This is a genomic window from Ruegeria arenilitoris (assembly GCF_013031355.1).
In the GTDB taxonomy this organism is placed as follows: Bacteria; Pseudomonadota; Alphaproteobacteria; order Rhodobacterales; family Rhodobacteraceae; genus Ruegeria; species Ruegeria arenilitoris_C.
Window position 1 is genome coordinate 162,824 of sequence record NZ_WPZO01000006.1, and the last position, 12,135, is coordinate 174,958.

The window sequence follows — 12,135 nt, forward strand, 5'->3', positions numbered from 1 at the left end:
GCTTACCCATGAGGCCAAGGGACGTCAACAGCCGCGAAAGGCCAGCCCAATGAGCAGTGAGAATTATACACCCGCCGTGAACCCTCTGCCGCCCGTTGTGATGGCTTTGGTGCTGTTCATCATTGGGATCGAGATAGCCTTCACCCTTGGCGCGCGCGGGTTGGTCGGCGGACCATCGGCGGTGGGTTGGCGGCTGGATGCGTTGCAGAGCTATTCCTTCTCGCCCGACATCTTCAACTGGATGATCGAGAACGGGCGCTGGCCGTTTGAACATGTAATCCGTTTCGTGACCTACCCGTTCGTATCCGGCAACTTCACGCAGGCCGTCTTTGTCTGCGTTTTCCTGCTGGCCATGGGCAAAATGGTGGCCGAGGTCTTTGGCGGGTTCCAGATGCTTGTCATCTTTGTGCTGTCCGGCGTGGGCGGCGCGCTGGCTTATGCGCTGCTGTTGGACCCCAGCTATCCGCTGGTCGGGGGGTTCCCTCCTGTCTATGGGCTGATTGGTGCCTTCACGTGGCTGTTGTGGCGCCAGCTGTCACTGGTCGGCGAAAACCAACACCGCGCCTTTAGTCTGATCGCGGCACTGATGGGCATTCAGCTTGTCTTTGGTCTGATTTTCGGAGGCACCTCGGACTGGGTGGCCGATCTGGGCGGGTTTGTGACCGGGTTCGGTCTATCCTTCATACTGGCCCCGGGCGGCTGGGCACGGATCGTGCGGCGTATCCGCCGCGACTGATCATGAGCGGCGCAGGGCCTTTTTGAATTCGGACACTTCGAACGCGCCGAACAGGTGGCCGAGGAAGAAATAACTGGCCGCAGCAACCTTGATCAGAAGGATCAGCGCCAGATAGCGCCAGCCGGGCAGCTGGAAGGTCCAGCCGAACAGGTGAATGGCGGCATAGAGCACAACGCCCATTCCCAACGATGCCGCCACGATGCGCCATGCCCGGCGTTTGAAGCGGGCATCGAACCGCGCCTCTTCGCCCATGCGGCGTGCACCAATGGCCAACAACGCGACCATGGCCCACCCGGCGGTCGAGGCCGCAATGGCAGGGGCAATCCACCCCACCAGAGGATAAAGGCCAAAGGCCAGACCGGCATTCACGATCATAGCGACAATGGCATAGTGGAACGGGGACCTCGTATCCTCGCGTGCGAAGAACAGAGGTTGCAGCAGTTTTTGCAGCATGAAGGCAGGCAGTCCGATGCCATAGACAGCCACCGCCAGCGCCGTGGCCGTGGTGTCTTCGGCACTGAACTGGCCGCGCTCGAACAGGACCGAGACGATCGGGTTGGGCAGTACCACAAAAGCCACGGTTGAGGGGATGGTCAGCAACAGCGTGAACTCTCCGGCGCGGGAAAAGGCGTTGCGGGCACCGTCCTTATCCCCGGCCCGCAGACGTCGCGACAGATCGGGCAGCAGCACGATACCGACCGCAATGCCCACCACTCCCAAAGGCAATTGATACAGCCGATCCGCCGCGAACAGCCAGCTAACCGCCTTTTCGGTTTTCGAGGCCACCAACTGCCCCACCACCAGATTGACCTGCGTGACGCCCATAGCGAGCGCTGCGGGAACAGCGATGCGCACCATGCGGCGCATTTCGGGGCTGAGTTTCGGCAGGCCGGGGCGGATGCGAATACCGGCGCGTTCGGTGGCGACCCAGACCAGCGCCAGCTGCGCGATACCCGCCAGCGGTATGACGGCGATCAGCCACCGGATCACATCGCCGCCCATTGCCGCCGCGGCAATCAGGGCGGTGCAGGCAAAGATGTTCAGCAATACGGGTGCAGCGGCGGCGGCAGCAAAGCGTCCGGTGGCGTTCAGAACGCCCGAAAACAACGCCGCCAGCGACATGAACAGGATGTAGGGGAAGACAACATAGCCATAATCGACCGCCAGATCGAACCGTTCGTCGCCATAGAACCCTTCGGCGGTGATCCAGACCAAAGCGGGCATGAACACCATCGCCAGCCCGACCAGCGCCAGAACGGCCACGGCCAGCAGGTTGAACGCGTCCTGCGCAAAGCCCTCGGCGTTTTCATCCCCCTCCAGCCGTTTGGAGAACATCGGCACAAAGGCCGCGTTGAACGCGCCTTCGGCAAAGAAGCGGCGGAACATGTTGGGCAGGCGGAAGGCGGCGACAAAGGCATCCATAACCGGCCCCGGCCCGATATAGGCGGTCAGCAGGATTTCCCGCAGGAAGCCCAGAATACGGCTGGCCAGAGTCCAGAACCCGACCGTGAACAGGCCTGAAAACAGCCGGATCTGCTTCATGAGGCCGCGCGCTCGGCGCCTTCGGTGATGGCCTTGCGCAGCTTGCCTTCAAGCGTGCGCTGCTTGCTTTCCGAATGGTATTTCAGTCCGAACATGTCCTTGACGTAGAACGTGTCCACCACCTGCTCGCCATAGGTCGCGATCACTGCGTTGGCGATATAGACATTGGCCGCGGCCAGCGTGCGCGTCAGATCATACAGCAGACCGGGGCGGTCTCGGGTATCGACCTCGATGATCGTATAAATCTCGGACCCGTCATTGTCGAAGGTGATATGGGTCGGCACGTTGAAGGCGCGCTCGCGCTTCTTGATTTTGTCGCGCGATTTCAGCGCCTCGCGGGCGACGACCTCCCCTTTCAGCGTCTTGTGGATCATCTGGGTCAGACGCGGCAGGCGGCTGGCTTCGAACGGGTGGCCTTCGGCATCCTGAATCCAGAATGCGTCGGTCACGTAACCGTCCTTGGTGGTATAACTGCGCGCATCCACCACGTTGGCCCCGACAAGGGCCAGAGCCCCCGCGATCCGTGCGAAAATCCCCGGATGGTCGCCCATCGCGAAACAGGCCCGCGTGGCGTCGCGGTCTTCGTCGGGATGCAGGCGGATTTCCATCTCACCCGGGTCGCCGCTATGTTCCAGCGTCCGCAGCATCTCGGCAAATTCAACATGGGTCGACAGGTTCAGACCCTGCCAATAGGGCGGATAATGTCGCCCGGTCTCGGCCTTGAGGTCGGCTTTGGACCACTCAGCCAGTTCGGCGCGCAGGGCCTTTTTGGCTTCGGTACCACGATTGGCGCGGTTGAGGTCCTCCATCCCGGTCTCAAGCGCACGTTTGGTTTCGGCGTGCAGGGCGCGCAGCAGGGTGGCTTTCCAGTTGTTCCACGTATTTGGTCCGACGCCACGAATGTCGCAAACCGTCAGCACCGTCAGCAGGTCCAGCCGCTTGACCGTTTTCACTGCCTTGGCGAAATCGCGCACCGTGCGCGGGTCCGAGATGTCGCGTTTTTGCGCCATATCCGACATCAGCAGGTGATAGCGCACCAGCCATTCCACGGTTTCCGAATCCGCCTTGTTCAGACCCAATCGAGGCGCAACCTTGCGGGCGATCTGCGCGCCGAGGATCGAGTGATCTTCGGGCCGCCCCTTGGCGATATCGTGCAGCAGCAAGGCGACATACAGTACCTTGCGATTGACGCCGCCTTTCAGGATCGACGAGGCCAGTGGCAGCGATTCCACCAGCTCTCCGCGTTCGATCTGGTTCAGGTTCACGATGCACTGGATGGTGTGCTCGTCCACCGTATAGCTGTGATACATGTTGAACTGCATCATCGCCACGATGTGTTCGAACTCGGGCAAAAAGGCCGAAAGAACCCCGAGTTCATTCATCCGCCGCAGGGCGCGTTCGGGGTTGCCATGTTTCAGCATCAGATCAAGGAAGATACGCTGCGCTTCCTTGTTTTCGCGCATCTCTTCGTCGATCAGGTGCAGGTTGGCCGTGACCAGCCGCATTGCGTCCGGGTGGATGAGCATGCCCGTCCGCAATCCTTCTTCGAACAGGCGCAGCAGGTTCAGCTTGTCGGCCAGAAATGTATCAGGGTCGGCGATGTCCAGACGGCCATGTACCACTTGGTACCCGGCTTTCACGCGGGGGCGGCGGCGAAAGATGCGTTCAAGCAGGGCGGCACCCTTCATATGGGTCGCTTCAAGCTTGGTCAGAAAGATGCGCGTAAGCTCCCCCACCCGCGTGGCCTCACGGAAATAGCGCTGCATGAAGACTTCGACGCCGCGACGTCCGGCGCGGTCCTCGTACCCCATGCGGGCTGCGACCTCGACTTGCATGTCAAAGGTCAGCTGTTCCGTGGCGCGCCCGGTGACCAGATGCAGGTGTGACCGCACCGCCCAGAGGAAATCCTCGGCCTTCACAAAGGTCTCGAACTCGTCCGGTGTGAACAGGCCCAGCGGCACCAATTCCGCCACATCCTGAACGCCATAGATGTATTTCGCGATCCAATAGAGCGATTGCAGATCGCGCAGCCCGCCCTTGCCCTCTTTGACATTTGGTTCGACCATATAGCGCTGGCCTTGCTTCAGGTGACGCTCGTCGCGCTCCTGCAGCTTGGCTTCGATGAATTGCCGCTCGCTGCCCTTGAACAGGTCGGATTTCAGACGGGTGTCCAGTTCAGCCCCAAGTTCCTTATCCCCGGCCAGATACCGCTGTTCCAGCATCGCGGTGCGGATGGTGAAATCCTCGGTGCCCAGCCGCAGGCAGTCCTTGATGGTGCGCGAGGAATGGCCGACCTTCAGCCGCAAATCCCACAGGATATACAGCATGGATTCGATCACGCTCTCGGCCCAGGCGGTGATCTTGTAAGGCGTCAGGAACAGCAGGTCGACGTCAGAAGCCGGAGCCATCTCACCCCGCCCATAACCTCCAACTGCTATCACGGCGATCTTTTCCCCCTGGGTCGGCGTGGCCAAAGGGTGCAGAACTTCGCTGGACACCTGCATCGCCGTACAGACAAGGCCGTCGGTCAGGTAGGTGTAGGAATGGGTCAGCGGCCGCGCGTCAAAGGGGCGCTTGGCAAAGGCATCGGCAATGGCCTGACGCCCGGCTTTCTGGGCGTCACGCAGAATGCGCACAGTCTCATTCCGCCGTGCGCCGTTGTCCGAGGCCTTGTCGAAGGCTTCCGACAGCTGCGCCATGACGGCGGCGCTGTCGAATATTTCATCGGCCGGGCAAATCAACTCACCCTTCGGGGTGAGTGTCAGCACCGGTTGATCAGAAACCGGCGCCTGTGAAGCTTTGTGGGGCAGGGTCAATCACTACTACCTGTTTATTCTGGATCGTGGCGACTGCCAGACCGCGTTCATTCGTACCGTTCGGACGCAGGCGGAAGATGCCGCCGACGCCCTGGAAACCGGCGTTCTGTGTGAGCGCCGAGGCGGTCAGCGCGTTGGATTTGCCCTGGCTGACCAAAGCGGCGATGGCTGCGATACCGTCATACGCCAGGCCGCTGATCGGATGCGGGGCTTCACCATAAGTGTTGTTGTACCGCTGGCGATAGGCCTGCGCCTTGGATGGATCAGGCAACGCGAACCAGCCGCCCTGTACGCCCGGCAGGTCCAGTGTCTGCGGTGGGATATCCCAGCGTGTCAGGCCAATAAATTGCGTGTTCGCCGGAGAAACGCCCGCTTCGGGCAACAACTGGGTGAAAAGCGGCAACGCACCAGCCGTGGTTGCCGTCAGGAACAGGGAATCCGCGCCCGACGCGTCCACGGTGGCTTTGACATTTGGAACTGCGTTGATCACGCCTTGCTGCGACCGATCATAGCCAATCGAGCCCGCGTTGTTCACACGGCTGCTGGCAATTGCATTGGCAATGGCGCTCTGGCCCAGCCGACCGGCAGCATCGTTGCTGTGGACGATGACCATCCCGTTCTTGCCCTGAGACCCGGCAAAGCTGACCAGCCGATTGGCTGTGTTGTCGAATGTCGGCCCCAGCACGAACACGTTGCCGCCAGCGATGCTGGTGTTGTTCGAGAAGGACAGCACATTGACGTTGTTGTTCAGCACGGCCAGGCCTGCGGAATTTGCCGCTTGCGCATAGACCGGCCCCAAAATGATTTTGGCTCCGTCGGCGACCGCCCGTTGCGCAACTTCGGCGGCCGTATTCGAGCTGCCGCGTGTGTCATAAACACGCAGATCAATCTTGACGTTCTGCAGGTCGGCCATCGCCAGACGGGCTGCGTTTTCAAGGCTGCGCGCCAGTTCTGCATCGCCCGACTGACCCGATCCGGCGGGCACCAGCAAGGCGACGGGGACAGGTTCGGAAGTGTTGATCGAAGGCCCGCCGCCAATGCCGGTTGTCTCACAAGCGGCCAGAAATGCTGCGGTTGCCAGTACGGCGGCGGTACGCGCCAGTTTGCGAACGGGCTTGCAAACGGTAAACATCTGAATGAAAACTCCCTGTCCCGGCGGCTTGGGGTACCACCAATCTATTGCGCCGCGATAATAAACGTCACGCTGTGAGGGTCCAGCTTTGAATTTCCAAAAAGTCAGATTGGGCGCCGGCCTGTATTTTGTTGCCACTCCGATCGGAACGGCGCGCGATATCACGCTCAGGGCGTTGGACGTGCTGGCCTCGGCGGATGTGATTGCCGCCGAAGACACCCGCAGCTTGCGCCGATTGATGGAGATTCATGGCGTCCCCCTCGAAGGGCGGCGCATCCTGGCCTATCACGACCACAGCGGCGCGGGTGCACGCGGCAAGATTCTGGACGCGCTGAGCGAAGGAAAATCAGTCGCCTACGCATCCGAGGCCGGAATGCCACTGATCGCTGATCCCGGCTATGATCTGGGGCGGCAGGCGGCTGAGGCCGGGCATGTGGTGACCTGCGCGCCGGGACCGTCGGCGGCTTTGATGGCGCTGACCTTGGCGGGTTTGCCGACGGATGCGTTCTTTTTTGCTGGGTTCTTGCCCAATGCCACAGGTGCCCGCCGAACACGGATCGAGGCGCTGCGTGACGTGCCCGGGACACTGGTGTTCTACGAATCGCCGAAACGTGTCGCGGCCTGCCTGTCGGATCTGGCCGAGGTGCTGGGAGAAGCCCGCCCCGCCGCGATGTGCCGCGAACTTACCAAAAAGTTCGAAGAGGTCCGGCGCGGGTCTCTGGGCGAACTGGCGGCAGACCTTCAAGGGCAGACGGTCAAAGGTGAGATCGTCCTGCTTGTGGCCCGCGGACATTCGGAAACTGTTAACGAATCCGACGTAGAAGAGGCATTGAAACGGGCCTTGGAAACGCATTCGGTGCGGGATGCGGCGGATTTGGTGTCGGAAATGTACAAACTGCCGCGTCGTCCGATCTATCAGAAGGCCCTGAAACTGGGAAAGGGGTGACATGACCGCGCGTTCCGTCCGAAGTTCGGTTTCCTATAACGCCGGACAGGCGGCGGAACAGCAGGTCGCATCCGAATACGAACGGCGCGGGTTCTCAATCGCGCATCATCGCTGGCGCGGGGCCGGGGGAGAGATCGATCTGATCGCCCGCAATGCAGACGGCGTCGTTTTCGTCGAGGTCAAGAAAAGCACCAGTTTAGAGGCGGCCGCGGCCCGGATCAGCCGCCGCCAGATGGACCGGATCTGTGCCTCTGCCGCGCAGTTTCTGGAAACGCAGCCGGGCGGACAACTGACGAATGTCCGGTTTGATGCGGCCCTAGTGGACGCCTCGGGGGCTGTTCAAATCATCGAAAACGCCTTTGGTCAGGCCTGACCCCCATTGAACCCATGGCCCCGCTGGGCCATGTATCTGGCGTGAAACTGAGGGACACGCCATGAACATCGCCTTTCAGATGGACCCGATCGGGGTCGTGGATATCAATGCAGACAGCTCTTTCCGCCTGGCCGAAGAGGCGCAGGCGCGCGGGCATTCGCTGTTTTTCTACGGGCCCGACCAACTGGCCTATCAGGAAGGGCGTATCACCGCGCGCGGCCACGATATGAAGGTGCAACGCGTGGCGGGCAACCCAGCCGAGCTGGGGCCTGAGCGTGAAGTTGATCTGGCCGATTTCGACGTGATCTGGCTGCGTCAGGACCCTCCGTTCGATATGCACTACATTACCTCGACCCACCTGCTGGACCGTTTGAAAGGACAGGCATTGGTGGTCAACGATCCGTTCTGGGTGCGCAATTACCCGGAAAAACTGCTGGTTCTGGATTTCCCGGACCTGACGCCTCCGACAACGGTTGCGCGTGACCTTCAGACGATCAAGGCGTTCAAGGAAAAGCACGGCGACGTGATCCTGAAGCCGCTTTATGGCAACGGTGGTGCGGGCGTGTTCCGACTGGATGCGAACGACCGCAACCTGACCTCGCTGCACGAGCTGTTCACCGGTTTCTCGCGCGAACCGCTGATTGTTCAGAAATTCCTGCCCGATGTCAGCAACGGCGACAAACGCGTGATTCTCGTGGACGGAGAGCCCGTCGGCGCGATCAACCGGGTGCCCGCCGCGGGCGAAACACGCTCGAATATGCATGTGGGTGGCCGTCCTGAAAAGATCAGCCTGTCCGAGCGTGATCTTGAGATTTGTGCTGCGATTGGTCCGTTGCTGAAGGAAAAAGGACAGGTCTTCGTGGGGATCGACGTGATCGGCGACTACCTGACCGAGATCAACGTGACCTCTCCGACCGGTATTCAGGAACTGGAGCGGTTCGACGGCGTGAACATCGCCGAAAAGATCTGGCAGGCGATCGAGGCCAAGCTTTAAGCCGCGACCTTGGCGCTGATGCGAAAGCTCAGCGCCTCGGCCACATGCGGGCGTCGGACATCCGGCGCTCCCTCCAGATCGGCAATTGTCCGCGCCACCCGCAGAATGCGGTGAAAAGCGCGGGCCGACAGGCCGAAACGCTCGGCAGCTTTCAGCAGCAGCTCTTTGCCCTCGGTGTCAGGGGCGGCGATCTCTTCCAACACATTGCCTTCGACATCGGCGTTTTGCCGGGTCGTCGTGCCAGCGAAACGGTCCGCTTGGATGGAACGAGCCGCTTCGACGCGCGCCGCCACAGTGGCAGAACTGTCACCCGAAGGCGGTAGATCAAGGTCGGTGAACCCGACCGGCGGCACCTCAATCCTCAAGTCGAACCGATCCATCAACGGGCCGGATATGCGGCCCAGATAATCCTCGCCGCAGACCGGCGCGCGCGAACAGGCGCGGGCGGGGTCGGTCAGATACCCGCATTTGCAGGGATTGGCGGCGGCCACCAACATGAACCGGCAGGGGTACTTCACATGGGCATTGGCGCGGGCGACCATGATCTCGCCTGTTTCGATCGGCTGGCGCAGGGTTTCCAGCACGGTGCGTGGGAACTCGGGAAATTCATCCATGAACAGAACGCCATTATGAGCGAGTGAGATTTCCCCCGGTTTCGCCCCCTTGCCGCCGCCGACGATAGCGGCCATCGAGGCCGTGTGGTGCGGCTCGCGAAACGGGCGAGTGCGGCTGATGCCACCTTCGTCCAGCAATCCGCACAGGGATTGGATCATTGAGGTTTCCAGTGCCTCTGTCGGGGTCAGTGGCGGCAAAATTCCGGGTAGGCGCGCGGCCAGCATGGATTTACCCGACCCCGGCGTGCCGATCATGATCAGGTGGTGACGCCCGGCGGCAGCGATTTCCAACGCGCGTTTGGCGCGTTCCTGTCCCTTCACATCGCGCAGATCCCGCGCGCTTGGGGTAAGATTCACCTCACCGGGTTGAGCAGCAGGCAGGGGCGATTGGCCCGAGAAATGGCGTACCACATCACCCAGCGACCCGGCTCCGATTACCTGCGTGGCGTCGACCCAAGCTGCCTCGGTGCTGGAGGCTTTGGGGCACAGCAGCGTGCGGTCCTCGGCCGCGGCTGTCATGGCGGCGGGCAGGGCGCCGACGACCGGGACCAAGGAGCCATCCAGAGACAGCTCGCCCAGTGAAACCGACCCTTCGGCGGCATCGGGTGGGATGATTTCCAGCGCGGACAGCAACGCCACCGCGATGGGCAGGTCGAAATGGCTGCCCTCTTTCGGCAGATCGGCGGGGGACAGGTTGATGGTGATCCGTTTCGATGGCAGCGCGATGGCCATTGAGCTTAGCGCGCTGCGGACGCGGTCGCGAGCCTCGGATACGGCCTTGTCGGGAAGGCCGACGATGGAAAAGGCGGGCAGGCCCGGTGAGACGGCGCATTGCACCTCGACCGGGCGGGCATCGACCCCTTGGAAAGCAACGGTATGAGAACGGGCGACCATGAACGACCTTTTTGGTTAACAGGTCGTTGCTGCCATGGCTGTGGTTTAAGAATCGTTAACGGCTTCTCTCATTGCGGTGAATTTTGGCCACGCGCCCGGGTCCGCGACGGTTTTGTCACGGCAGAACGCGTTGCAGACCCCCCAACGCCGCCCGTTCAATTCCAGAAAATGCGTGACTGGTTTGCCGGAATAGGGGCATGTGGCGTTGACTGAGGGACCGTCTTCGACAGGGGTTGCGTCCGAAGGCCCGCCGATTGGCCAGGGTTGCGATGGCAGGTTCATCGCATAGGGAAACGGATCATACGTCACGGTCAGCCCCATCGCGCGCCATTGCCGAACCGGTGTGTCTGCCAGAAGTTCCAGGCAATAGGTGCGGTTTGCCTCGGACACCGGCAATCCATACCCGATAATCCGCGCGGCAACTGGCGTGTAAAAAACGTCCGCCAGAGAATAATCGCCGAACAGCGGACCGGTTTCTGCACCGGATACAGCGCGCGCATGGGCCCAGAGCGTTTCGATCCGGTCCAGATCGGTCAACGTCTCGGGGGATGGGTCAAACCCCTGCCAGCAGTGCTGAAGCTGCATCGGGCATTCTCCGCGCAAGGCGTTGAACCCGGCTACCATCTCAGCGCAGAGCCACCGGGCGGTGGCGCGTGCCGTAGCATCCCTTGGCCACATCCCGGCCTCGGGGTGGCGTTCGGCCAGGGTCTCGGCCATAGCGAGGCTTTCGCCCACGACAGTACCGTCGGGCAGGCGTAGGGCGGGCACGAGGCGCGCAGGGGCAAGGGCTTTCATATCCTCGGCCATGGTGCCGGAATAAAGGCCGATCATGTGGTTTCGATAGGGCAGGCCAAACTTTTCCAGCATCAACCAGCCGCGCATGGACCAGCTGGAAAACAGGCGGTCTCCGATAAACAAATCATAGGTCATGCCGTAACGATGGCGTGGTATGATCAATCAGTAAATCAGTGATTTGTGCGGGGTATGATCACGGGAGGTGATTGATCCGCCCCACCGACCAGCGGTTGCCATGATGGGTGATATCTGTGACCGAGAGGTTGTCGATCCGGTGGCTGAACGCCTCATAGGCCGAGATATCAAGGGCGCGCTGGACCTGCGTCAGAATCACACCGAAATGGGCAACAATGACCAGATCGCGCCCGGTATGGTCGGCGATCAGGCGGTCGATCACGGCATCGACACGTTCGCGTACCTCGTTCCAGCTTTCTCCCTCGGGTGGGCGCACATCGCCGGGGTTGTCCCAATAGGCAAAGGCAAGGTCGGGGTCTTCGGCCTCAATGTCTTTGAATCCGCGCAATTCCCATGTGCCGAAATGAATCTCGCGCAGGTCACGGTGATGCGACAGGCGCTGGCGTGTGCCTTGAATGGCCGAGGCCGTATCAACAGCGCGGGACAGGTCGGATGAAATAACCAGAGCGCCTTCGGGCAAATGGTCGTGCAGACGCGTAATGGCAGCCTCATCGCTGAGATCGGCTGGAATGTCGGACCAGCCGACCATGGTCTTTGCATGGGTCGGTCCGTGACGCACAAGGTGCAGGCGGGTCACGGTAACTGTCCTTTCAGAACCAGCGGCAGACCCGCGGTGACCTGCACCGTCAAATCGGCCTGCGCCGCCAGAGCAATGTTTAGCCGCCCCTGCGCTTCGCGGAACCGGCGGGACAGGGCGTTGTCTGGCACGATGCCGTGCCCGACTTCGTTCGAGACGATCACGATGGGCGCGCGGCAGGCGCGCAACGCCTGCAATAGTGTTGTCTGAGCCGCCTCCAGATCGTTTTCAGCCAGCAGGTGGTTGGTCAGCCACATGGTCGCGCAGTCGATCAGGCAGATATGCTCAGGGGTCAGGTCGCCCAAAGCCGGACCAAGATCCAAGGGGGCCTCGACTGTCGCCCACCCTTCGCCGCGCTGGGCGATGTGGCGCTGCACCTTGTCGCGCATCTCGTCATCAAACACTTGTGATGTGGCGAGATATATCAGATTTTTTCTTGATGAAACAACAAGTTGCTCGGCAAATGCCGACTTGCCCGAGGCCGCGCCGCCCAGCACAAAGGTTAAATCCGGATACACTAT

General features: G+C 61.3%; 11 protein-coding genes. 4 read left to right on the forward strand and 7 right to left on the reverse strand.

Annotated features, from left to right (window positions below; translation table 11 throughout):
- Nucleotides 1–49: 49 nt before the first annotated feature.
- On the forward strand, nt 50–736 hold the full coding sequence (locus tag GOX63_RS15600; RefSeq protein ID WP_170546318.1) for a rhomboid family intramembrane serine protease: 687 nt from the start codon (nt 50–52) through the stop codon (nt 734–736).
- On the opposite strand, the gene murJ is transcribed toward GOX63_RS15600, so the two are convergent.
- The 3 genes from murJ to GOX63_RS15615 are packed head-to-tail and all read right to left on the reverse strand — an operon-like array spanning nt 737 to nt 6,226.
- A complete protein-coding gene (gene murJ / locus GOX63_RS15605) occupies nt 737–2,278 on the reverse strand; it encodes a murein biosynthesis integral membrane protein MurJ (RefSeq protein WP_170546321.1) in 1,542 nt (513 codons plus the stop codon).
- The gene (locus tag GOX63_RS15610; protein WP_367647211.1) at nt 2,275–5,046 is read right to left on the reverse strand and encodes a [protein-PII] uridylyltransferase; all 2,772 of its coding nucleotides are present in this window, start codon (nt 5,044–5,046) and stop codon (nt 2,275–2,277) included. Before GOX63_RS15610 ends, murJ begins: the two co-directional genes overlap by 4 nt.
- 7 nt (nt 5,047–5,053) lie before the next feature.
- Complete coding sequence (locus GOX63_RS15615; protein ID WP_170546327.1) at nt 5,054–6,226, reverse strand: penicillin-binding protein activator; 1,173 nt, start codon at nt 6,224–6,226, stop codon at nt 5,054–5,056.
- An 88-nt stretch (nt 6,227–6,314) separates the two neighbouring features.
- On the opposite strand from GOX63_RS15615, the gene rsmI reads away from it, so the two are divergent.
- The 3 genes from rsmI (at nt 6,315) to gshB (ending at nt 8,539) form a co-directional block, all read left to right on the forward strand.
- The gene (gene rsmI, locus GOX63_RS15620; protein ID WP_170546330.1) at nt 6,315–7,172 is read left to right on the forward strand and encodes a 16S rRNA (cytidine(1402)-2'-O)-methyltransferase; all 858 of its coding nucleotides are present in this window, start codon (nt 6,315–6,317) and stop codon (nt 7,170–7,172) included.
- 1 nt (nt 7,173) lies between these two features.
- Nucleotides 7,174–7,545: a YraN family protein gene (locus tag GOX63_RS15625; protein WP_170546333.1), complete on the forward strand. Its 372-nt coding sequence runs from the start codon at nt 7,174–7,176 to the stop codon at nt 7,543–7,545.
- A 61-nt stretch (nt 7,546–7,606) separates the two neighbouring features.
- On the forward strand, nt 7,607–8,539 hold the full coding sequence (gene gshB, locus GOX63_RS15630) for a glutathione synthase (RefSeq protein ID WP_170546336.1): 933 nt from the start codon (nt 7,607–7,609) through the stop codon (nt 8,537–8,539).
- Here the strand turns inward: gshB and GOX63_RS15635 are convergent.
- Genes GOX63_RS15635 through cobU form a run of 4 tightly spaced genes read right to left on the reverse strand, consistent with a single transcriptional unit; the run spans nt 8,536 to nt 12,132 of the window.
- Nucleotides 8,536–10,047 (reverse strand): YifB family Mg chelatase-like AAA ATPase, encoded by a 1,512-nt coding sequence (locus GOX63_RS15635; protein ID WP_170327139.1) that lies wholly within the window; start codon nt 10,045–10,047, stop codon nt 8,536–8,538. The genes gshB and GOX63_RS15635 overlap by 4 nt on opposite strands.
- Nucleotides 10,048–10,092: 45 nt before the next feature.
- Entirely contained in the window at nt 10,093–10,977 is an 885-nt protein-coding gene (locus tag GOX63_RS15640) for a glutathione S-transferase (protein ID WP_170327309.1), read from the reverse strand.
- Between the two features lie 58 nt (nt 10,978–11,035).
- Nucleotides 11,036–11,614 carry a histidine phosphatase family protein gene (locus GOX63_RS15645; protein WP_170327138.1) on the reverse strand — a complete coding sequence of 193 codons (579 nt, stop codon included), beginning with the start codon at nt 11,612–11,614 and terminating at the stop codon, nt 11,036–11,038.
- Nucleotides 11,611–12,132 (reverse strand): bifunctional adenosylcobinamide kinase/adenosylcobinamide-phosphate guanylyltransferase, encoded by a 522-nt coding sequence (gene cobU / locus GOX63_RS15650; RefSeq protein WP_170327137.1) that lies wholly within the window; start codon nt 12,130–12,132, stop codon nt 11,611–11,613. The genes GOX63_RS15645 and cobU overlap by 4 nt, the downstream gene beginning before the upstream one ends.
- Between the last annotated feature and the right edge of the window lie 3 nt (nt 12,133–12,135).

Coding starts and splice junctions, on each gene's coding strand:
- GOX63_RS15600 (WP_170546318.1), top strand. CDS start 50: ATGAGCAGTGAGAATTATACACCCGCCGTGAACCCTCTGCCGCCCGTT.
- murJ (WP_170546321.1), bottom strand. CDS start 2,278: ATGAAGCAGATCCGGCTGTTTTCAGGCCTGTTCACGGTCGGGTTCTGG.
- GOX63_RS15615 (WP_170546327.1), bottom strand. CDS start 6,226: ATGTTTACCGTTTGCAAGCCCGTTCGCAAACTGGCGCGTACCGCCGCC.
- GOX63_RS15625 (WP_170546333.1), top strand. CDS start 7,174: ATGACCGCGCGTTCCGTCCGAAGTTCGGTTTCCTATAACGCCGGACAG.
- gshB (WP_170546336.1), top strand. CDS start 7,607: ATGAACATCGCCTTTCAGATGGACCCGATCGGGGTCGTGGATATCAAT.
- GOX63_RS15635 (WP_170327139.1), bottom strand. CDS start 10,047: ATGGTCGCCCGTTCTCATACCGTTGCTTTCCAAGGGGTCGATGCCCGC.
- GOX63_RS15640 (WP_170327309.1), bottom strand. CDS start 10,977: ATGACCTATGATTTGTTTATCGGAGACCGCCTGTTTTCCAGCTGGTCC.